General features: G+C 66.6%; 24 protein-coding genes. 15 read left to right on the top strand and 9 right to left on the bottom strand.

Annotation, left to right across the window (positions count from 1 at the left end; genetic code table 11):
* Positions 1-28: 28 nt before the first annotated feature.
* The 4 genes from V1Y59_RS11700 to V1Y59_RS11685 all read left to right on the top strand — a co-directional run bounded on the left by V1Y59_RS11700 (position 29) and on the right by V1Y59_RS11685 (position 3,203).
* On the top strand, positions 29-1,000 hold the full coding sequence (locus tag V1Y59_RS11700; protein ID WP_330505132.1) for a putative oxygenase MesX: 972 nt from the start codon (positions 29-31) through the stop codon (positions 998-1,000).
* 27 nt (positions 1,001-1,027) lie between these two features.
* The gene (locus V1Y59_RS11695) at positions 1,028-2,053 is read left to right on the top strand and encodes a methionine synthase (protein WP_330505131.1); all 1,026 of its coding nucleotides are present in this window, start codon (positions 1,028-1,030) and stop codon (positions 2,051-2,053) included.
* 491 nt (positions 2,054-2,544) lie between these two features.
* Positions 2,545-2,787 carry a type II toxin-antitoxin system VapB family antitoxin gene (locus V1Y59_RS11690; protein WP_330435978.1) on the top strand — a complete coding sequence of 81 codons (243 nt, stop codon included), beginning with the start codon at positions 2,545-2,547 and terminating at the stop codon, positions 2,785-2,787.
* Entirely contained in the window at positions 2,787-3,203 is a 417-nt protein-coding gene (locus V1Y59_RS11685; protein ID WP_330505173.1) for a type II toxin-antitoxin system VapC family toxin, read from the top strand. The genes V1Y59_RS11690 and V1Y59_RS11685 overlap by 1 nt, the downstream gene beginning before the upstream one ends.
* 58 nt (positions 3,204-3,261) lie before the next feature.
* Here V1Y59_RS11685 and V1Y59_RS11680 read toward each other — a convergent pair whose 3' ends face one another.
* The 6 genes from V1Y59_RS11680 to V1Y59_RS11655 all read right to left on the bottom strand — a co-directional run bounded on the left by V1Y59_RS11680 (position 3,262) and on the right by V1Y59_RS11655 (position 7,369).
* Positions 3,262-4,122, bottom strand: a complete 861-nt coding sequence (locus V1Y59_RS11680) for a DUF1353 domain-containing protein (RefSeq protein WP_330505130.1) — start codon at positions 4,120-4,122, stop codon at positions 3,262-3,264.
* Between the two features lie 123 nt (positions 4,123-4,245).
* Entirely contained in the window at positions 4,246-4,704 is a 459-nt protein-coding gene (locus V1Y59_RS11675; RefSeq protein ID WP_330505129.1) for an SRPBCC family protein, read from the bottom strand.
* Between the two features lie 33 nt (positions 4,705-4,737).
* The gene (locus V1Y59_RS11670) at positions 4,738-5,166 is read right to left on the bottom strand and encodes a nitroreductase family deazaflavin-dependent oxidoreductase (RefSeq protein ID WP_330505128.1); all 429 of its coding nucleotides are present in this window, start codon (positions 5,164-5,166) and stop codon (positions 4,738-4,740) included.
* A gap of 79 nt (positions 5,167-5,245) precedes the next feature.
* On the bottom strand, positions 5,246-5,854 hold the full coding sequence (locus V1Y59_RS11665) for an LGFP repeat-containing protein (RefSeq protein ID WP_330505127.1): 609 nt from the start codon (positions 5,852-5,854) through the stop codon (positions 5,246-5,248).
* Positions 5,855-5,913: 59 nt separating this feature from the next.
* Positions 5,914-6,747 carry an SDR family NAD(P)-dependent oxidoreductase gene (locus V1Y59_RS11660; RefSeq protein WP_330505126.1) on the bottom strand — a complete coding sequence of 278 codons (834 nt, stop codon included), beginning with the start codon at positions 6,745-6,747 and terminating at the stop codon, positions 5,914-5,916.
* Positions 6,748-6,844: 97 nt separating this feature from the next.
* Positions 6,845-7,369 (bottom strand): Uma2 family endonuclease, encoded by a 525-nt coding sequence (locus V1Y59_RS11655; protein WP_330505125.1) that lies wholly within the window; start codon positions 7,367-7,369, stop codon positions 6,845-6,847.
* Positions 7,370-7,540: 171 nt separating this feature from the next.
* Here V1Y59_RS11655 and V1Y59_RS11650 point away from each other — a divergent pair, with 171 nt between their 5' ends.
* Together V1Y59_RS11650 and V1Y59_RS11645 are read left to right on the top strand one after the other, a co-directional pair.
* Positions 7,541-8,269 carry a mycothiol-dependent nitroreductase Rv2466c family protein gene (locus tag V1Y59_RS11650; RefSeq protein ID WP_330505124.1) on the top strand — a complete coding sequence of 243 codons (729 nt, stop codon included), beginning with the start codon at positions 7,541-7,543 and terminating at the stop codon, positions 8,267-8,269.
* 147 nt (positions 8,270-8,416) lie between these two features.
* Positions 8,417-9,652 carry a glucose-1-phosphate adenylyltransferase family protein gene (locus tag V1Y59_RS11645; RefSeq protein ID WP_330505123.1) on the top strand — a complete coding sequence of 412 codons (1,236 nt, stop codon included), beginning with the start codon at positions 8,417-8,419 and terminating at the stop codon, positions 9,650-9,652.
* Positions 9,653-9,664: 12 nt separating this feature from the next.
* Here V1Y59_RS11645 and V1Y59_RS11640 read toward each other — a convergent pair whose 3' ends face one another.
* Together V1Y59_RS11640 and V1Y59_RS11635 are read right to left on the bottom strand one after the other, a co-directional pair.
* Entirely contained in the window at positions 9,665-9,865 is a 201-nt protein-coding gene (locus V1Y59_RS11640) for a hypothetical protein (RefSeq protein ID WP_330505122.1), read from the bottom strand.
* A 100-nt stretch (positions 9,866-9,965) separates the two neighbouring features.
* On the bottom strand, positions 9,966-10,418 hold the full coding sequence (locus tag V1Y59_RS11635) for a PaaI family thioesterase (protein ID WP_330505121.1): 453 nt from the start codon (positions 10,416-10,418) through the stop codon (positions 9,966-9,968).
* Positions 10,419-10,456: 38 nt separating this feature from the next.
* Here V1Y59_RS11635 and V1Y59_RS11630 point away from each other — a divergent pair, with 38 nt between their 5' ends.
* Positions 10,457-11,059, top strand: coding sequence for a maleylpyruvate isomerase family mycothiol-dependent enzyme (locus V1Y59_RS11630; RefSeq protein ID WP_330505120.1), 603 nt, complete (start codon positions 10,457-10,459; stop codon positions 11,057-11,059).
* Positions 11,060-11,138: 79 nt separating this feature from the next.
* Positions 11,139-12,284 carry a metallophosphoesterase gene (locus tag V1Y59_RS11625; protein WP_330505172.1) on the top strand — a complete coding sequence of 382 codons (1,146 nt, stop codon included), beginning with the start codon at positions 11,139-11,141 and terminating at the stop codon, positions 12,282-12,284.
* Between the two features lie 30 nt (positions 12,285-12,314).
* Here the strand turns inward: V1Y59_RS11625 and V1Y59_RS11620 are convergent, their stop codons facing one another.
* Positions 12,315-12,521, bottom strand: coding sequence for a hypothetical protein (locus V1Y59_RS11620; RefSeq protein WP_330505119.1), 207 nt, complete (start codon positions 12,519-12,521; stop codon positions 12,315-12,317).
* Positions 12,522-12,795: 274 nt separating this feature from the next.
* Between V1Y59_RS11620 and V1Y59_RS11615 the strand changes: the two genes are divergently transcribed.
* The 7 genes from V1Y59_RS11615 to V1Y59_RS11585 all read left to right on the top strand — a co-directional run bounded on the left by V1Y59_RS11615 (position 12,796) and on the right by V1Y59_RS11585 (position 19,107).
* Positions 12,796-13,824, top strand: coding sequence for a LacI family DNA-binding transcriptional regulator (locus V1Y59_RS11615; protein WP_330505118.1), 1,029 nt, complete (start codon positions 12,796-12,798; stop codon positions 13,822-13,824).
* A gap of 66 nt (positions 13,825-13,890) precedes the next feature.
* Complete coding sequence (gene rutA, locus V1Y59_RS11610; protein WP_330505117.1) at positions 13,891-14,976, top strand: pyrimidine utilization protein A; 1,086 nt, start codon at positions 13,891-13,893, stop codon at positions 14,974-14,976.
* Positions 14,973-16,460, top strand: coding sequence for an MFS transporter (locus tag V1Y59_RS11605; RefSeq protein ID WP_330505171.1), 1,488 nt, complete (start codon positions 14,973-14,975; stop codon positions 16,458-16,460). Before rutA ends, V1Y59_RS11605 begins: the two co-directional genes overlap by 4 nt.
* Positions 16,457-17,119 (top strand): isochorismatase family protein, encoded by a 663-nt coding sequence (locus V1Y59_RS11600; protein ID WP_330505116.1) that lies wholly within the window; start codon positions 16,457-16,459, stop codon positions 17,117-17,119. The genes V1Y59_RS11605 and V1Y59_RS11600 overlap by 4 nt, the downstream gene beginning before the upstream one ends.
* Positions 17,120-17,171: 52 nt before the next feature.
* Positions 17,172-17,675, top strand: coding sequence for an NADPH-dependent FMN reductase (locus tag V1Y59_RS11595; RefSeq protein WP_330505115.1), 504 nt, complete (start codon positions 17,172-17,174; stop codon positions 17,673-17,675).
* Positions 17,672-18,166, top strand: coding sequence for a flavin reductase family protein (locus tag V1Y59_RS11590; protein WP_330505114.1), 495 nt, complete (start codon positions 17,672-17,674; stop codon positions 18,164-18,166). Before V1Y59_RS11595 ends, V1Y59_RS11590 begins: the two co-directional genes overlap by 4 nt.
* Before the next feature lie 107 nt (positions 18,167-18,273).
* On the top strand, positions 18,274-19,107 hold the full coding sequence (locus V1Y59_RS11585) for an S-methyl-5'-thioadenosine phosphorylase (protein WP_330505113.1): 834 nt from the start codon (positions 18,274-18,276) through the stop codon (positions 19,105-19,107).
* Positions 19,108-19,112 lie beyond the last annotated feature (5 nt).

The raw sequence follows: 19,112 nt of genomic DNA, 5'->3' as shown, positions 1-19,112 counted from the left end.
CCGCAATCGATTGGGACAACTGATCCGTATGACGAACGAATGTGTGTTCAGCATTGGCACGACACGCTTCGACGAGCACTACACCCCGTCGACCACCTCGCGCGGCACGACGAACTTCGCGAATCTCGCACGCGGCGAGGATCGCCGGCAGAATCTGCGCAATGCGGTGACGATGATGAACACCCGCGTCAACGGGCTACTCCATTGGGACAATCCGAGCGGTGACCGCTACGCGCTCGAACTCGACATCGTCTCGGTGGATCTGCATCTCCCGTCGGCTGGGGACGACGCCGCGTTTCCGGTGATCGAGGTGCTCGACGTCGACATCCTCGACACCACCACGGGCGTCCGCACCGACGGCATCGTCGGAAACAACTTCTCCTCCTACATTCGCGACTACGACTTCAGCGTTCGGCTCCCGGGGCACCAGGCGACGGGCGTCCCCAGCGACTTCGGCGATCTGCACGGTCAGGTCTTTCAGCGTTTTCTCGAATCGGACGAGTACCGCGAACGGTTCTCGCAGCCACCGGTCATCTGCATCAGCGTCTCGACGTCGCGGACGTACACCCGGCTCACGAATCACCACCCGATCCTCGGGGTGGAATACGTAGCAGACGCACTGTCACTCACCGATGAGTACTTCGAAAAGATGGGGCTGACGGTTCGCTACTTCATGCCTCCGGGTTCCGTGGCCCCGTTGGCGTTCTACCACCGCGGCGATCTCCTCAACGATTATTCGTTCGTCGCCCTCGCGGGCACGGTCGGGACAATGGAGACGTTCCAGAAGATCTACCGCCCCGAGATCTACAACGCGAACACTGCGGCGTCAGAGGTGTACCGGCCGAGTCTCGACTACGGCAACTACTCCCTTCCGCAGGTGACCTACGACCGTGTCGAGCGCACTCAGCTCGCGACCACGCAGGGAAAGTTCACCCAGGTGAGTCTCATGGAGCCGTACGGCGATGTCCTGGAGCGGTGGGCCACCAAGCAATCGGCCTGACCCACGCGAGACCTTGAGGTACGAGAGATGAACACACTCCTTCCCACCACGATCGTCGGCAGCCTGCCCAAGCCCATATGGCTTTCGGAGCCGGAGAAGCTCTGGTCGCCGTGGAAGTTGCACGACGAAGAATTGCGTGACGGAAAGCTCGATGCCCAGTCGCTCGCGGCCCACGAGCAGTCTCGTGCCGGGCTCGACATCATCAGCGACGGCGAACAGACGCGTCAGCACTTCGTGACCACGTTCATCGAGCACCTCGACGGCGTCGACTTCGACCGGCGCGAGACCGTGCGAATCCGTGACCGTTACGACGCGAGCGTCCCGACGGTCGTCCGCGCGGTGACTCGCGAAAAGCCGGTATTCGCAGCGGATGCGGCTCATCTTCGGGCAGCGACCGACCAGCCGATCAAATGGGCCCTGCCCGGGCCGATGACGATGATCGATACGCTCTACGACGCCCACTATCAGAGTCGCGAGAAGCTGGCATGGGAGTTCGCGACCATCCTGAATCAAGAGGCGAAGGACTTGGAGGCCGCCGGCGTCGACATCATCCAGTTCGACGAGCCCGCGTTCAACGTGTTCTTCGACGAGTTGAAGGACTGGGGTGTCGCGGCGCTCGAGCGCGCAGCCGAAGGGTTGAGCGCCAAGACCGCCGTGCACATCTGCTACGGCTACGGCATCAAGGCCAACACCGACTGGAAGGCGACGCTCGGGGCGGAATGGCGACAGTACGAAGAGTCGTTCCCGCTGCTGCAGCAGTCATCGATCGACATCGTGTCGCTGGAGAGTCACAACTCGCGGGTACCTGTCGAGGTGATCGAACTGCTTCGCGGCAAGACTGTCATGCTGGGAGCGATCGACGTGGCCAGCGACACCATCGAGACGCCCGAGGACGTTGCCACGACACTGCGCAGCGCACTTCCCTACGTCGACAAGGACAAGCTCTGGACCAGCGGGAACTGCGGGATGGCACCGCTCGCTCGTGGCGTCGCACGGGACAAGATGATCGCGCTCGCCGAGGGAGCCGAGATTCTGCGCGCTGAGCTCTCCTAGTGCTCCCAGGCCTCGCGGGATCTCTTGTCCGCTGTGCAGGCGAAGCGCACGCAGGCGTCAACGACTGCGACGTCCGGTAGAACGCCCTCGGTGCGTCGGCGGTATGTCACGACACCGGCGCTCCCCAAGGCCGGGAGTACGTGTTGATTGTCGAGTGCTGGGGCCTCCACGGCGTTCCCAACAGGTTCCCGCTGTACACGGTCGGCCCCTACACGCAGTCCAGCCGGTGGTTCGTCCCCACCGGTCAGGCGTCGGGGAACTGCAGCACGAGTTGGGGTGCTCCCTCGTTCAATGCCGGCGTCGTGACCGGGGCGCACGTGGAGATCTATCGACAGTAGCGGTCGCCGACCGCACCGCATCTACCTCGCGATCGACAACGTCACGTCTTGAGTACCCACCATCCCCCAAGACTGCCGCGCCCGGCCAGCCGGGCGCGGCAGGCGCGCAGATGGCGAGGTAGCCTGGTACCAATTCCGTATAGGTAGGTACCCATGGCAATGAACATCAAGAACGACCAGACGCACTCGCTGGTCAAAGAGATCGCTCGGCTCACCGGGGAGTCTCAGGAGACGGCGGTGCTGCGGTCGGTCGAACAACGCCTGCGCAGCCTCCGAGCGAACAGCACGGTCGAGACGACGCTGCGCGAGGGTGCGGAACTCAGGCAAATGCTGGGTCTGGAACCGGGCGACGACCCGACCGACGATCTCTACGACGACTCGGGCCTGCCAGCGTGATCGTCGTTGACACCTCGGCCATCATCGCCATCATCGTGCAGGAGTCCGACGCCAGGGTCTACGCTGAAGCGCTTGCGTTGCACCACCCGTTGATGGCGGTACCCACATATCTGGAGTGCTGCATCGTCGCGGATGCGAAGAGGATTCCCGTCGCAAGCCGGAAGCTGGACCGAATCCTCGAGGAGAACGGTGTGGAGGTCGTGGACACCGACAAAGCGCAGGGCGACATCGCCCGCCAAGCGTTCCGCGACTTCGGCAAGGGAATGGGGCATCCCGCCCAGCTGAACTTCGGAGATTGCTTCTCCTATGCGCTGGCGATACACCGCAACCTTCCTCTGCTCTGGAAGGGAGACGACTTCATGCACACCGGAGTTCGCTCCGCCCTGCTGGAGATCCAGGACAGCCGAAGCGGCTGAATCCGGAATCTGCCACGCTCCCGAGTCATCGGTCCCGGTTCCCCACGCACATGACGTGTCAACGCAAGCGACGGAAGACGAGACGTTCGGCGACGAGGTAGATGCCCCATCCAATGGCTGCCATGATGGCCGGGGGCAGGACCCATAGTGCGACGCCGGCCGCCACGATGGCGGCGCCGATCTGGTTGCCCCACAGCGGCGCGGCGACGAAGATCAGGATGACGGCCACGCCGAGCAACCAATACGTCGACGCGTTCGGCCATGACAAGGCGACGGTCAGCGTCGGCCAGGACAGATCGAAGATCAGTGACCCGACGGCCAGTGCGGCGCACGAGATGCCCACCACGCTCAGTGCGAGCCACCCGATGACGCTCCACATGCGCAGCCCGCCTGCGACCCACCGAGTTCGGAGCGCCACGGCCGACCAGATGATCCACCGCCTCAAGAACGGAACGCCGGAGCTGCGCATCATCTCTCGAAAGAACCGGTCGGACAGGGAGTCGCTGCCCAGGGTGCCCCGGTCTGGCTGCTTTGTGATGAGCTCGTCGTGGATCATCGCGGCCAAAGTGTGCTTGCCGTATGAATTTTCGAACCAGCGAAGGAACCGCGGGATGGTCGCCAGATCCGTGGGACTGTCGTCACGCGGCACATAGGTCCGGGCATCGTCGACAGCCCGACGCGCCTCCGTCGGATCCAGTCCCCGCTCAACCAGTTTGGCTACGAGGTAATCCTCCACGGGCGGATGGGAATAGCGGAACTTGTTCAGCACGTCGAACTGCCGCTCGTCGATCTGTTCGATACCGACCCCGGCAACCTTCATGGTCTCACCGGTGTCGGACGATACGGCGACCTCGAACTTCGAATCGGGCGCCGCCCGCCACGGAAGCCATTGTTCACCCACGCCTGCGGTGTCACTCATGCGCTCTCTCCGGACCTCGGCGATGCACACAAAAGTACTGCGAACGTGGCGCGCGAACTGAAGATTCCCGGATTCTTGCGGACCTCCCCGAGCCCGTCCGGGATCACCGGCTGAGCAGACGCGTCAGGTCGTCTCGACCGTCCGCGCGAGAATACCCAGGGTGGCGCGGATACCGGCCTCTGGGATGATCGGGAAGACACCTCGGAGCTTGTTGTGCACCCGGCTCCAGTCGTAGTACGACGTGACGCGCGTTCCGCCGTCGACGGACTCGAGCTGATAGCCGTACCGATGCTCCAGCGGCGGGTAGCCCATACCGGCGACGGTCCACTCGATCAAGTCGCCTTCGACGTAGGCGGTGATGATGACCCGAACGTCGTACTTTCCCATCGGCCGATCGTTGAGGGATTCCCGGTCCATGTGCACCACGAACTCATCGCCGACCGCGGTGACGGCCGGCCCGTCGGCGCCCTGCAACATTCCGGAACTGTCGATCGCGACGTGACCGGCGGGCGACCTCAGAAGCGCGAAGATCTCTGCGCGATCCGCCGCGATCAGGCGCGCCACCTCGAACCGTTCCGTCATTCTCATGTCCCCTTGTCCGAGCGCAGATAGGCGTCAGGAGCGACGTAGCGCCAGCACCGGTATCGTCCGGATGCCCGCGGTCTTCGACGCGTACTCCGCAAAGCCGGGGTACCGCTTGGCCTGCTCGGCGTAGATCTCGTCCCGGTCGTCGCCGGTCACCTCGGTGACAGCGACGTCAAAGCTGTCCGTGCCGACCTCGACCGTCGCGCTGCCGGCCGCCGTGAGGTTGTGATACCAGGCGGGATGGGTCGGGGCGCCCGCCTTCGAAGCGAAGATGTACATGAGCGACGAGTCCTCGTCGTCGGCCATGTACATCAGCGGGGTCACGTTCTGCTTGCCGCTCTTGCGACCGACATGATGCAGCAGCACCATCGGCGCCCCCTCGAACGGGCCGCCCACTTTCCCGTCGTTCTCGCGAAACTCGTTGATGATCTGCGTGTTCCAGTCGTCCGCTGTGCTCATGACCCGCCTCTGCTGTCGAAGGACCCCGCCCACTCCACCCTTACCACCGAATACCGGCGGTAAGCGCAGACGACAGCTCTCAGGGCCAGAAGATGGTGCCGTTGGCGAAGTCCTGGGCGAAGCGCGAGCCCACTCGGTATTCGCCGCCGAGCGGCACGCCGTAGTAGCCCCGAGCACCCCCGGCATCCTCCCATTTCCGCTGGATCTCGCCCCACACGATCTGGGCACCGCCGGTTTTGCTCCAACAGATGACGCCGCCCTGGAACTCGTTGGCGCGGCCGCTGCCCGCCCTATCTTCGTCGCTGGTCGGGAACCCGAGCGGCCCTCGTTCCCAGCCGGCCTTCGCCCACCGGGCCCGGATCGCGCCGCCGACCTGGTGTGCGGTCCCGTCATCCACCGACGGGTGGGTGTAGAAGGAGACATCACGCGCGAAGGTCTGGAAACGTCCACCCTGCGCGGCCGCCGCCTCGGCGGCCGTCGGGGCGCCCCACTTGAAGACCCCGCCGCTGCCCAGGTATGCGTCGCCGATCTCGCCGCCGACCGAGTATCCGCCGATCATGATGTCCGCGTTGGCGTTCGGGGCCTGAATGACCACACCGCTCGCGAGGGCCGCCAACGCGGCGGCCACGAGCCTCGACGTCCATCGTGGTCGACGGGTCAGCGGCCGCGAAGTCTGAGCTGAGAACATGGCACGGAGTCTACGGACCGTGCGGGTGGGCGGGCTGTGCGGCTCCCCACATCTGCTCGCTATGTCAGGCCGACCAGCTCGGCCGATGCCGACCACAATCCGTCGATGACGTCGTGGTGCCGGGCCTGCGGGTTCTCCAGTCCGCGGGCACGGTGACGGTGGAAGTAGACGCCGTTGATCTCGGGGTCTGCGCCTCGGCGGGCGAGCGTGATCAGTGGCTCCGCACCCTGTTCGGGTGTGATGGTGCCGAGGTGACGTAGCGGAGTTCGGTAGTACAGTCCGAACACCCACGATCCGCGTCCGAAACTGGTCGCCACGGCGCCCGGATGAACTGCGGCGGAATAGATCTTGTCGTCGGTCCAGCGCTGGGCGATTCCTCTGGTGAACATGATGTTCATGAGTTTGCTGGTGCCGTAGGCGAAGGTGTTCGAGCCGCGTCCGCGTTGTCGGTCCAGGTCGGACAGGTCGACCCGGCCGATCAGGTTGCCGATGCTCGATGTGTTGAGTACCAGCGCCCCTCGGTCGGCGGCGGCGAGTTGTTCGCGCAGCAAGTTGGTGAGCAGGAACGGCGCCAGGTGGTTGATCTGGAAATGCGGTTCGTGTCCGTCTTCGGTGCGGGTCTCGGCGTCAAAGGTTCCGCCGGCATTGTTGAGCAGCAGGTCGATATGACCGAAACGGCTGTGCACCTGTTTCGCAAGGTCGCGGACGTCGTCGAACCGGGAGAAGTCCGCTGTGAGGCCGGTGGCGCCCGTGTCGGCGGTGATCGCCTCGAGTTTGTCGGCGGAGCGTCCCACCACCACCATGTCGATGTCGGGGCCCGCCAAGGCTCGCGCGGTGACCGCGCCGATGCCGTCGCTGGCGCCGGTGATCACCATGGTCGTGCGGGAACTCATTGATTGTCAGCCGCTTTCGTCTCGGAGTCGTCGACGCCGCGTCATTGACGACCAGTATCGACCACCGCCGTCGATCGAGTACTCGATTCGGAAAGACTCAGTCGAGAGTGATACGCAGCGGCCACGGCGACGATGTCACGATCGTGCTGTCGTAACGGGTCGCTTCGTACCCGGCGTCGGTGAGACGGAGTGCGGTGACGGCGTGGTCTTCGTCGACGATCCAGTAGTGCGGGATACCGGCCTCGGCGTACTCGCTGCTCTTGGTCACCCGGTCGGTGCGACGCGAACCCGGCGACACGACCTCGACGGCGAGGATCACCTGATCTGCGCCGATCTGTGCATCATCGGCTGCGGTCGGGCGGACGATGAGGTCGGGGATTCGGACCGTCGGCGGCATGCGCGGGTCGATGACGACGTCAACCTCTGGAAGCACCTCGAGGCCGGCGGGAATCTGGTCCATGAGTTGTCGAGCGATGCTCAAGGCGACCCGTGCGTGCGAAGGGGTCGGCCGGGGCGACACTATGCGTACGCCTTCCTGCAGCTCGACCCGGACTCCGTTGTCCTCGCCGAGTGCCCGCCACTCATCCAGCGACAGCAAGTGGATGTGGGCCTGACCGGTCATGATGGCAGTGTAGTGCGTTTCGAATTTCCATGTGGCCGAGACTGTCACGCGGTAAGACCCCGGCTCGGTCGGGCAACCGATTTGTGGACAGATGCGAAGCGTCCACAACCGGCCGCACGTCCGCGCTACCGTCGACTGAGACCGACCTCGTCCGCGACGAAAGCGACACTCATGCCCGACGCCGACATCCACTTCTACTTCGACCCCGTGTGCCCGTTCGCCTGGATGACGAGCAAGTGGGTTCGGAAAGTGCAGGCGCAGCGGGACTACACCGTCGACTGGCGGTTCATCTCGCTGCGACTTCTCAACGCGCACATCGACTATGCGTCCCACTTCCCGCCCGAGTACGAGGCCGGCCACACAGCGGGGCTACGGCTGCTGCGGGTGGCGGCGAGCGTCCGGCGTGAGGACGGCAGCGCCGCGATCGAACCGCTGTACCCCGCTTTCGGCACCCGTATCTTCGACTCGCACACCGGCACCTACATGGTCGAGAGCCGAGACCACCGCGGGACCGCGGACTTCCTGGCGCCGATCCTCGACGAACTAGGGCTGCCGTCGCACCACGTCGACGCCCTGGACGACACTTCGTTCGACGACGAGATCCAGGCCGAGACCGATGCCGCGTTGGCGCTGACCGGACGTGACGTCGGCACACCGATCATCCAGTTCGAACCGCCCGAGGGGGTGGCCTTCTTCGGACCGGTGATCAGCCGGTTGCCCGGCGACGCCGAGGCCGTCGAACTTTGGGACCACGTCATCGGCCTGGCCCGCTTCCCCGGGTTCGCCGAGCTCAAGCGAAGTCTGCGGGAGAAGCCGCAGCTCGTGGCCTTCGGGGTGGACCCGGACGAGGTGGGTGTTCAGGAGGACTGGCACGCGGGGAGTCGTCGCCTCAAGAAGTGAGGCCGCCCCCTGCTGCCTGAGGAGCACGCAACCCATGCTGCTGCCTGAGGAGCACGCGACGAAGGAGCGGGCGTCACGAAGGCCCTTCGTGACGCATCCTCGCAGGCTTGGACGCTCCTCAGGGACCAGTGGGTGCATTCTGGACAGATGAGCAGAGCGAACGTGGTGGCGATCGTGCAGGCGGGCGGCAAGGGCTCCCGGATGGAGGTGCTCACCGAGAACCGGGCGAAACCGGCGCTGCCGTTCGGCGGGAACTACCAGCTCATCGACTTCCCGTTGTCGAATCTGCACCACAGCGGGATCGACGAGGTGTGGTTGTGCGTTCAGTACGAGGCGCACTCGCTGCTCGAGCGGGTGGCCGGCGGGCGCCCGTGGGAGCTCGACCGCACGCGGGGCGGCCTGCGCTTCGTGCTGCCCGAACAGACCGACGCCCCCGCCACCGAGGACGGCTTCGCCACCGGCAACGCGGACCTGCTGTACCGCATCCGCCGCACGATTCGCGACCGCGATGCCGAGGCGGTGATCGTGATGAGCGCCGACCACGTGTACACACTCGATTTCGACGACGTCCTCGACACGCATCGCGCGGCGGATGCCGAGTGCACGGTGGTGACGACCACGTGCCCCCGCGACGAGGCGTCGGCGCACGCGACGGTCACCTATCGCAAGGACGGCACGGTCACCGACTTCCGCTACAAACCCGAGCGGCCGACGACGTCGGTCGTCGCGGCAGAGATCTTCGTGTACAGGCCGAGCGTGCTCGTGACCGCACTCGAGGAACTCGCGTCGAGAACCGACGGCGACGCGGACGATCCGGGCGACACCGGGCTCGGCGACTACGGTGAGCACCTGCTCCCGTGGTTCGTCGCCCGGGGCAAGACCGTGGCACATCCGATGTCGGGGTACTGGATCGACGCCGGACGCCCGGAGACCTACCTGAAGGCGCACCGCGACCTGATCGACGGGACGATCGAGCTCGACGAGCCGGACTGGCCGGTCCTGACACGACAGCCCCAGCGCGCGGCCGCCCGCATCTGCGCAGGAGCGGTCGTCGCCGACAGTCTGGTCTCCAGCGGCGCGCACATCGCCGGGACCGTACGACGCAGCGTCATCGGTCCGGGGGTGCGAGTCGAGCAGGGCGCCACCGTCGTCGACTCGATCGTGTTCTCCGACACCGTGATCAAGTCCGGCGCCACGGTGTCCTGGTCGATCGTCGACGAGCACGTGGTGATCGGCAATGACGCGACGGTCGGTGGTCGTCCGCGGTCACGACCGGTGCCGACGGAGAAGATCACCCTAGTCGGCACGGGCGCCCACATCACCAAGGGCGCCCGGGTCGAGGGCGGCGCGCGCGTCCCGTCGGGGGCCAGAATCCGCCGGTGACGGCCGGCCGGATCAGCGCGCGGAGTCCACGACCACCAGTGGCGGCACGTCGGTGCGGTCCGGCGGCAGAGCCGATGCCTCGGCGCCGGCGAACGCGAGCACACCGACGATCAGCAGCTGAGGCACCGCGGTGGCGGTCGTGTCCAATACGGAATCCCAGCGCCGCCGCAGACCTCGTCCGGGTCGACGACGGATCGACGGGCAGACAGCCATGGCGCGCTCCTCGTGTTCGGTGTGTCCACCGACGAGGTTCACCGAGCGGGCTTGGGGTTCACTTGCGGCTCACTGGTGCCGCCGGTGACTCCGGATTCGGCTACCGCGGCCGCCACCGTTTCCACACCGCACGACCGGTGGCGCGGGTCTTGTCGTCGTGGCGGAGTTCGACATCGCAGATGATCTCGGCTTCCGACGACTCGATGATGACCGCCCGCAAGTCCACAGGACTGTCGAGCGGACTGGGGCGCAGATACCGCACGTCGATGCCGGCGGTCACGAACGGCAGCAGGGCGCCGTCCAAGGCCTGCCAGCCGCGAACCGACGCCTCGTTCATGACCCCGGCGGCCGAATGGCAGTCGAGCAGGGTTGCGATGATGCCGCCGTTGAGGAATCCGATCCCGTTGTCGTGCTCGGGCCAGGGCGTGAAGGTGGCCGAGACGTACTCGTCGCCGGCATAACTCTTGAGCCGCAGCCCGCGACTGTTCGCCGGACCGCAGCCGAAGCAGTTCATGGTCGGGAAGAGACGATCCTGGATCGCGAGCTGTTCCACAGCTGATCAGTATCCGCCATCGCAATACACTTGCGTCCATGTCTGCCCAGATCGAGACGTTCCGAGCAGCTGCCGACCGGTTCGTCGCACTGACTCGGCAGGTACCCGACGACCGGTGGAACGACCCGGGTCTCGGCGACTGGAACATCAGGTCCCTCGTCGGGCACACGAGCCGCGCACTCAAAACGGTCGCGACCTACGCATACACGCCGGCCGCCGACATCACGCTGGCCGACGCGGCCGACTATTACCTGGCAACCGCCGCGTTCGATCAGGCCGCGGTCAGCGCCCGGGGTGTACAGGCCGGGGCGGATCTCGGCGACGATCCGGTGGGGCGCATCTCGGCGATGGTCGAGGAGGCCATGACCGCCCTGCACAGCACCGACCCCGACAGCGCGATCGAGACCCCGTTCGGGGGAATCCGATTCGGCGACTATGTCCCGACGCGGGTCTTCGAACTCGCTGTGCATGGCCTCGACTTGGCGCGCGCCCTCGGCGAATCGCTCACCTTGCCCGCGAACGTGGCCGACGACGCCGTCGGCCTGCTGGGCCGGATCGCCATCGCACGGGGCGACGGACCGTTGCTGCTGATGGCGTTGACCGGGCGCGAACCGCTTCCGGACGGCTACTGCGTGGTCTGATCCACGGCCCGGGTCGCCGACGATCAGGGCAGGTCAGAAGGCCCGCAGAACCCGATCGGATACCGTCGACGCCGTGCCGATGCTCCTCTTCGCCGCGCTGTTCCTCGCGCTGATCACCTTCTGGCTGCACCGACGTCTCGTCCGCGCCACCGCCCTCCCCCGTCCGTGGTCCGTGGTCGCCGACGTGACCCTCGTGGTGCTGTGGGCCTTGGCCGTGGTCGGGGTCGGCACGGGCAGGGTGCTCGATCCGGCCCGGTTCCGGATTCCCGCGTTCGTAGGCCTGACCTGGATGGGGGCCGTGCTGTACCTGTTTCTCGGGCTGGCCGTCGTGGGGATCGTCTCGTTCATCGTGCGCATATTCCGTCGTATCCGTCATACGGCCGGCGAGGATGCCGCGCGTCGGCATCTGAAGGTGCTGCGGGTCGCCACCGCCGGCGTGGTGGTGGTTGCGGTCGCGACCACGGCCTACGGCGTGGTGGAAGCTGCTCGGCCGCAGGTCGTGCAGCAGGAGGTCGAGTTGGCCCGACTTCCCGCCGGCTTCGACGACGTCCGGGTCGCCCTCATCTCCGATCTGCATGTCGGTCCCGCGCACAGCGCGGAGTTCACACAGCGCGTCGTCGACCTGGTGAACGAGCAACGCCCCGATCTGATCGTCATCGCCGGCGACGTCAGCGACGGAACCATCGACCTGGTGGGCGCCGACATCGCGCCGCTCGCCGAACTGACCGCCCCGCTGGGCGTCTTCGGGGTCAGCGGAAACCACGAGTTCTACTCCGACGACGGCGGCGCCTGGCTCGACGAGTGGGAGAAAGTCGGTGTGCGGACGCTGCGCAACGAGCGGGTCACGCTCGAACGCAACGGCGCGTCCATCGAACTCGCCGGCATCCACGACTACACCGCCCCCGAACCCTACGAGCCGGATCTGCCGGCGACGCTGACAGGCCTCGACCCGCAGCAGTTCGTTCTCCTGCTCGCCCACGAACCACTCCAGGCCGACGAGGCCTCCGAGCTCGGGGTGGCCATGCAGGTCTCCGGGCACACGCACGGCGGGCAGATGTGGCCGATCCAGTATCTGGTGCCGCTGCAGCAGCCATCTCTGGAGGGGCTCGACCAGATCGGCGACACCACGCTCTACACCACTCGCGGCGCAGGCGCGTGGGGTCCGCCGGTGCGGGTCGGGGCGCCACCGGAGATCACGATGCTCACCCTCCGCGCCGAGGCCTGACGGCAGCTGACGTAACCGTCGACGGCCGATTCACTGCCCGTCGGCGGTACCCTCGCTCCCACCGACCGCGTGGCCGTGATCCGAGTGGCCGTCCGAGGACGCACCTTTGTAGATGTCCTTCTCCTCGGCGATGCGGTCGGTCTCGCCGATCTCCGGATCGTCGGCCGTGGGCATCGCCGAGTGCTTGTCGTCGTACTCGTTCGGCATGTCGGGATCGAGCTCGTCGGGGTCGGGCATGGCGACAGCGTGCCCCGAGACCGGGTCGTGCAAACACTCTCGGCCCGCACACCGTGCTCTGGTGTGCGGGCCGAGGGTTGGCGTCACTAGATGATGGCGACGACGAGATTCCAGATGGCGACCCCGAGGTTCCAGACTGCGACGATCATGGTGTTCTCCTACCGGTGATGTGTGTGACGTAGCCGGTCGGCGACCGGACACCGATCAGACGCGACGTGATCCGGAGAATGTTCCCGGCGCACCTGACGGCGAGGCCATACCTACAATCTGATCCGTGCGGAACAAGCCCGTCACCGGCTACGACGTCGCCCGTCGTGCCGGGGTGTCCCAGTCGACGGTCTCCCGCGCCCTGCGCGACGACCCGCGGGTGATCAAGGAGACGCGCGACGAGATCCAGGCGCTGGCCAAAGAGATGGGCTACGTCCCGCACGTGACCGCCCGCAGTCTGATCACGCGACGATCGTCGTCGATCGCGGTCGTGAGCGGGGACCTGCGCAATCCGTCGTATCCGACCCTGGTCAACACCCTGCAGGACCGTTTCGCGCGCGACGACTACCGGGTGCTGCTGATGAGTGACCGCACCGAGGGCTCGCTGGACGGCGACATCCGGGCGCTGCGCGGTGGGCTCGTCGACGGCGTCGTCTTCATCTCCGCCCGCCTCGATTCACCCATCGTCTCGGAGATGATCGATTGGAAGATCCCACTGGTCATCCTCAACCGCGACGTCGACGGCAGCCAGGCCGGCCGCGTCGATCGCGTGACCTCGGACAACGTCGGCGGCGGACGGCTCGTCGCCGATCACCTCGTCGCGATGGGCCACCGCCGGATCGGGTTGATCTCCGGCCCACTCGACAACGCCAGCGTCAAGCTGCGCGAAACCGGGTTCCGGGAGGCGCTGGAGCGGCACGGCATCGTCATCGACGATGCGCTCACGCACCGCGGTGCGGTCGACGCGAAGACCGGCCTCGACGGAGGATTCGCGTTACTCGACCGCGACGACCCGCCGACGGCGGTCTTCTGCATCACCGACTACGTCGCGTTCGGCACTCTGGACGCGACAAAGCGTCTCGGAATCGCTGTGCCGGAAGATCTCTCGGTGGTCGGGTACAACGATCTCGACATCTCCGGGTGGTCGATCCTCGACCTGACGACCGTGCGCCAACCCCTGGAGGACATGGCGCTGGCCGCGGCGGAGCTCCTCCTCGCCCGCATCGACGGTGCCGCCGGCGCTCCGGTTCACCGGCAGTTCGGTGTCGACTGGGTGCAGCGCGGGACTGCCGCACCACCTCCGTCAATCCCTTGACGCGCGCAACAAAGCCGTTACGCGGCAGCCACCGACCGGAAAAAAGCCCTGCATACATTCGAAGTCATGGAAATCGGCGTCTTCATCCCCATCGGCAACAACGGCTGGCTCATCTCCAAGAGCGCTCCGCAATACATGCCGTCCTTCGAACTGAACAAGACCATCGTGCAGAAGGCCGAACACTACGGCCTCGACTTCGCGCTCTCGATGATCAAGCTCCGTGGCTTCGGCGGCGAGACCGAGTTCTGGGATCACAACCTCGAGTCGTTCACGCTCATGTCCGCCCTCGCCGCGGTCACCGACCGGATCAAGCTGTTCGCGTCCACCCCCATCCTCACGCTGCCGCCGGCGATCGTCGCCCGGATGGCGACCACGATCGATTCCGTCGCTCCCGGACGGTTCGGCATCAACATCGTGACCGGCTGGGCACCAAACGAATACAGCCAGATGGGCCTGTGGCCGGGCGAGGAGCATTTCGGTAGGCGCTACGACCATGCCGCCGAATACGTGCAGGTGATGCGGGAACTGTGGGCCGACGGCGTCAGCAACTTCAAGGGCTCCTACTACGAGATGGACGACTGCGTCCTCTCCCCACAGCCGGCCGCCGGGTCGGTCCCGATCGTCGCCGCCGGACAGTCCAAGAACGGCATGAAGTTCGCCGCCGAGATGGCCGACTTCAACTTCATCCTGGGCGCCGGCATCAACACGCCGACCGCCATCACCGAGGCGACCGCGAACTTGATGCGTGAGGCAGACGCCGCCGGCCGGGACATGGGTGCGATGACCCTGTTCATGGTAATCGCCGACGAGACCGACGAAGCGGCACAGGCGAAATGGCAGGACTACCACGACAACGCCGACCTCGCCGCCCTCGGCTACATGGCCGATCAGTCGGCCACCGACACCAACGCCGACGACTCGTCGACCGCGAAGACGATCTCGCTGCCCGAGGGTGCGGTGAACTTCAACATGGGGACCCTGGTCGGGTCGTATGAGACCGTCGCGAAGATGCTCGACGAGATCGCCGCCGTGGACGGGATCAAGGGGATCATGCTCACCTTCGACGATTTCGTCGAAGGCATCGAGAACTTCGGCACCCGCATCCAGCCGTTGATGAAGTGCCGCGCCGACATCCGTCCCGAGGCCGCCTGAGCACGGAGGCCGCCCCGCAGCATCCCCATCCGTGGCGGGTTTTCGCGGCCACCAGCACCGGCGTCGTCGCGGTCTTCGTGAGCATGAGCGGCCTCACGGTCGCCCTGCCCACGCTGACCCGTGAACTCGGGGCGTCCGCCGCGCAGGCCACCTGGATTCTGCTCGGCTACATGGTGGTCACGACCGCGCTGATCCTGGTGTTCGGCCGGTTGTCAGACATCGTCGGTCGTCGCCCGCTCTACCTCTGCGGGTTGGTGGTGTTCACAGCGGCGACCGCGTTGTGCGTGTTCTCGCCGACGGCCGGGTGGCTGATCGCCGCCCGGGTGCTGCAGGGGATCGGTGCAGCCGCTGTGGTCACCAACAACACGTCCCTGCTCACCGACACCTTTGCACCGCGGCAGCTGGGACGCGCACTGGGTTCCAATGCGACGGTGGCCGCGGTCGCACAGGTGATCGGCCCGGTTGTCGGCGGTGCGGCCACCGCCGTATTCGGGTGGCGTGGAATGTTTCTCGCGGTCCTGCCGATCGCGGCGACGGCCACGGTCGCATCGCTGGCGGTGATTCCGCGGATGGGACCACCGGCGTCACACCGAGAACCGTTCGATCTGGCGGGCGCGATCCTGTCGTGTGTCCTGCTCACCTTGATCGTGTTGGCCTTGACACCCGGCCTCACGGAGACGCCATGGGCGTTCTGGACCGCGGCCGCCGTGACCGCAGCCGCGTTCATCGTCGTGCAGGTACGCCGCCGGCATCCGCTGGTGGATCTGTCCCTGTTCCGCAGCCGCGGTATCGGACTGGTCCTGCTGGCGGCGCTGCTGATCGCAGTCGCGACCTACGCTGTGCCGCTGCTGATCTCGATGTTCGCACAGGCGGTCGACGGGTCATCACCCTTCGTCGCGGGTCTGCTCGTGACACCGATGGCCCTGGGCACGGTGATCGCCGCGTACGCGGCCGGGCACCTGGTCAACCGGTTCTCCCCGCGGGCTCTGTCGTCCTGCGGCATGGGCCTCACCGCTGTCGGGCTGCTGGCCACGACGATCGCACTGTCCGCAGGTGGCGGCACAGCGGTGGTGACCGTCGCGCTGTCGGTCATCGGTTGCGGCGTCGGTCTTTTCATGACCCCGAGCACCAGCGCACTGATGCTGTCGGTGGAGTCCGACCGTCGTGGCATCGCCAACGGGTTGCGCTCGACGTTGCAGAACGTGGGCAATTTGCTCAGCACAGCCATAGTGTTGGCCGTACTCACCGTCGGCCTCGACGCCGCCGCGCGCCAGGCCGCCTATGCGGGAACGCCAGGCGCACTGACCACGAGCGGGATCGACCTGTTCGTGGACAATGTCACCATCGCCGGGTTGGTCCTCACCGGCCTCGCAGCAGTAGGCGTGGCGGTGTGCCTCGGATTTCCACGGCGCACCGCCGATTCGCCCCGTCCGTTCACCACGACCGCACCCCACGGCGCCGACCGACCGAAGGAAACCGCATGAATCCGTTCCCATCCGACGACCGGACCCGCCAGGCCGCCGACTACGCGCAGGCGGGCTTCGGGCAGGAACTGCAACCGGGTGACCGACCCGCGCTGGTGGTGGTCGACCCGGCGCGCGCCTATGTCGAGCCGGAGTGTCCGCTCTACGCCGGTGTCGAGGAGAACGTGGAGGCGATGCGGGCGCTGGTGCACGCCGCACGCTCGGCCGGTATTCCGGTGGTGTTCACCGAGGTCCGGCTACGAGCCGACGGTGTCGACGCCGGCATCTTCTTCAAGAAGGCGGGAACCCTGGTCGCGTTCTGTGACGGCAGCCCCTACGCCGATCCGATCGACGGACTCGAACCCGTCGACGACGAGCTCCTGATCACCAAGAAGTACCCGAGCGCGTTCTTCGGGACCTCGCTCAACTCGTATCTGACCTCGATGCGTGTGGACACCGTGCTCATCGCAGGTCTGTCCACCAGCGGCTGTGTGCGCGCCACGACGCTCGACACGATGCAACACGGCTACGTCCCGATCGTCGTGGCCGACGCGGTCGGTGACCGCGACCCGGCGATCCACGCCTCGAACCTGTTCGACATGCAGCAGAAGATGGCGGAGGTGTGGTCGCTCGACCGGGCGGTCGGCTATCTGTGCCGCACCGCCGAATCCCGAACTTGATCGACACATCCAGGCCATCAGCGGCCCGACCCGCTCATCGGAAGGAAGACAAGTGACCACCACCGTCGTCGTCGGCAACCCCAAGCCGGCGTCTCGCACCCTCGATGCCGCCAGCCGGCTCGCCGTCGCGCTCACCGGAACCGAACCCGACGCCACCATCGACGTGGTCGAACTGGGCAGCGGGCTACTCGGCTGGGGTGACGACTCGGTGGGCGCGGCCGTGCAGCGCGTCGCGGAGTCCGATCTCGTGGTGATCGCCAGTCCTACCTTCAAGGCCAGCTACACCGGCGTCCTCAAGCTGTTCCTTGACCAGTTCGCCACCGGCGACGGCCTGCGTGATGTCACCGCCGTGCCACTGATGCTCGGGGCCGGTCCCGGCCACGCGATGGCACCGGACCTGCTGCTCAAACCGGTCTTGGTGGAACTCGGCGCGACCTGCCCCGCGCCCGGTCTCTACCTCATCGACTCCACGTACACCACCGACAGCCGAATCGCCGACTATGCCGAACGCTGGGCCCGGGTTTTCGGCCGGACCAGCCGGACGGAGGCGCCGTGACCGCACCGAAGTCCGACGGCGCCGTGCTCCGTCGAGTGTTCGCGAATGTCCCGGCCGGCGTGATCGCGATCTGCGCGGACACCGGATCGGAGCGGATCGGGATGGCGGCGAGCACCTTCGTGCCGGTCTCGCTCGACCCGCCGCTGGTCGCGTTCTGCGTCCAGAACACCTCCACCACATGGCCACGGCTCGCCGCCCGAGAACGGCTGGGGATCAGCGTGCTGAGCTCGACGCAGGACACCGCGGCCCGGGCCCTGGCTGCCAAGAGCGGTGACCGGTTCTCCGGGATCGACACCGAGACCCACGCCGACGGCGCACTGTTCGTCCGCGGCTGCGCCGTCTGGCTCGACGTGTCCGTCGAGCAGCAGGTTCCCGCCGGCGACCACGCGATCGTCGTGATGGCGGTACACGACCACTTCGTGCACGACACCGACACCGAGGTGGAACCGATCGTGTTCCATCGCAGCGAGTTCCGACGACTGGCCTCGTGACTGCCGGTGGCCGCCGGCCACGCGCGGCGTCGGCGGCCGTGGTGACGAAAGTGTGACCGCCGATGGCTTCGCTGGCCCCGCGGCCCGTCGTCCTCCAAGATGGCAGCATGGTCGAACACAACGCGGCGATCGGCGTGATCGGCGGCTCGGGTTTCTATTCGTGGCTGGCCGAGGAGGCCGCATTCACCGACGTCGTCTCCCGACATGTGTCGACACCCTTCGGCACCCCGTCGGCTCCGCTCACCGAGGGCGTGCTCGACGGGCGGCGGATCGTCTTCCTTCCCCGGCACGGGACCCGTCACGAGTACCTGCCGCACACGGTGCCGTATCGCGCGAACCTGTGGGCCATGCGCTCCCTCGGGGTCCGCAAGATTCTGAGCGCGTCGGCGGTTGGCGGGCTGCAACTCGACGCCGGGCCGGGAACCGTGGTGATCCCCGACCAGATCGTGGATCGCACGACCGGGCGTCCCCAGACCTTCTTCGACCGGCTACCCGACGGACATTCGCACGGCCCGATCCACGTATCCTTCGCCGACCCGTACTGTCCGGATCTGCGGCAGGCGTTGGTGCGCAACGGCGACGCCCGCGACGGCGGCACCCTCGTCGTGATCGACGGGCCGCGGTTCTCCACGCGCGCCGAGAGCCGGTGGTACGCGGCCCAGGGATGGTCGGTCATCAACATGACCGGCCACCCCGAGGCGGTCCTCGCCCGTGAACTACAGATGGGCTACGCGACGGCCTGCCTGGTGACCGATCTCGATGCGGGAGTCAGCGAAGGCGAGGGTGTCACCGCATCCGAGGTGTTCGCCGAGTTCTCCAAGAATCTGCCGGCTTTCGCCACTCTGCTCCTCGCCGCGATCCGGGACATCGATCCGCACGCCGAGTCCCCCGGCGCCGCCGGGGACCACGATGTCGACGCGATCATGCTGGACATCACGTGACGCGG

This window comes from Gordonia prachuapensis (assembly GCF_036350515.1).
In the GTDB taxonomy this organism is placed as follows: Bacteria; Actinomycetota; Actinomycetes; order Mycobacteriales; family Mycobacteriaceae; genus Gordonia; species Gordonia prachuapensis.
This window is presented reverse-complemented; position numbering and strand designations above follow the sequence as displayed.

What these genes read in the sequence shown, in the direction of transcription:
- V1Y59_RS11695 (WP_330505131.1), top strand. Translation starts at nt 1,028, where the DNA reads ATGAACACACTCCTTCCCACCACGATCGTCGGCAGCCTGCCCAAGCCC.
- V1Y59_RS11655 (WP_330505125.1), bottom strand. Translation starts at nt 7,369, where the DNA reads ATGACCGGTCAGGCCCACATCCACTTGCTGTCGCTGGATGAGTGGCGG.
- V1Y59_RS11625 (WP_330505172.1), top strand. Translation starts at nt 11,139, where the DNA reads ATGCTCCTCTTCGCCGCGCTGTTCCTCGCGCTGATCACCTTCTGGCTG.
- V1Y59_RS11630 (WP_330505120.1), top strand. Translation starts at nt 10,457, where the DNA reads ATGTCTGCCCAGATCGAGACGTTCCGAGCAGCTGCCGACCGGTTCGTC.
- V1Y59_RS11645 (WP_330505123.1), top strand. Translation starts at nt 8,417, where the DNA reads ATGAGCAGAGCGAACGTGGTGGCGATCGTGCAGGCGGGCGGCAAGGGC.
- V1Y59_RS11640 (WP_330505122.1), bottom strand. Translation starts at nt 9,865, where the DNA reads ATGGCTGTCTGCCCGTCGATCCGTCGTCGACCCGGACGAGGTCTGCGG.
- V1Y59_RS11585 (WP_330505113.1), top strand. Translation starts at nt 18,274, where the DNA reads ATGGTCGAACACAACGCGGCGATCGGCGTGATCGGCGGCTCGGGTTTC.
- V1Y59_RS11665 (WP_330505127.1), bottom strand. Translation starts at nt 5,854, where the DNA reads ATGTTCTCAGCTCAGACTTCGCGGCCGCTGACCCGTCGACCACGATGG.
- V1Y59_RS11620 (WP_330505119.1), bottom strand. Translation starts at nt 12,521, where the DNA reads ATGCCCGACCCCGACGAGCTCGATCCCGACATGCCGAACGAGTACGAC.
- V1Y59_RS11650 (WP_330505124.1), top strand. Translation starts at nt 7,541, where the DNA reads ATGCCCGACGCCGACATCCACTTCTACTTCGACCCCGTGTGCCCGTTC.
- V1Y59_RS11680 (WP_330505130.1), bottom strand. Translation starts at nt 4,122, where the DNA reads ATGAGTGACACCGCAGGCGTGGGTGAACAATGGCTTCCGTGGCGGGCG.
- rutA (WP_330505117.1), top strand. Translation starts at nt 13,891, where the DNA reads ATGGAAATCGGCGTCTTCATCCCCATCGGCAACAACGGCTGGCTCATC.
- V1Y59_RS11600 (WP_330505116.1), top strand. Translation starts at nt 16,457, where the DNA reads ATGAATCCGTTCCCATCCGACGACCGGACCCGCCAGGCCGCCGACTAC.
- V1Y59_RS11690 (WP_330435978.1), top strand. Translation starts at nt 2,545, where the DNA reads ATGGCAATGAACATCAAGAACGACCAGACGCACTCGCTGGTCAAAGAG.
- V1Y59_RS11675 (WP_330505129.1), bottom strand. Translation starts at nt 4,704, where the DNA reads ATGACGGAACGGTTCGAGGTGGCGCGCCTGATCGCGGCGGATCGCGCA.
- V1Y59_RS11670 (WP_330505128.1), bottom strand. Translation starts at nt 5,166, where the DNA reads ATGAGCACAGCGGACGACTGGAACACGCAGATCATCAACGAGTTTCGC.
- V1Y59_RS11660 (WP_330505126.1), bottom strand. Translation starts at nt 6,747, where the DNA reads ATGAGTTCCCGCACGACCATGGTGATCACCGGCGCCAGCGACGGCATC.
- V1Y59_RS11700 (WP_330505132.1), top strand. Translation starts at nt 29, where the DNA reads ATGACGAACGAATGTGTGTTCAGCATTGGCACGACACGCTTCGACGAG.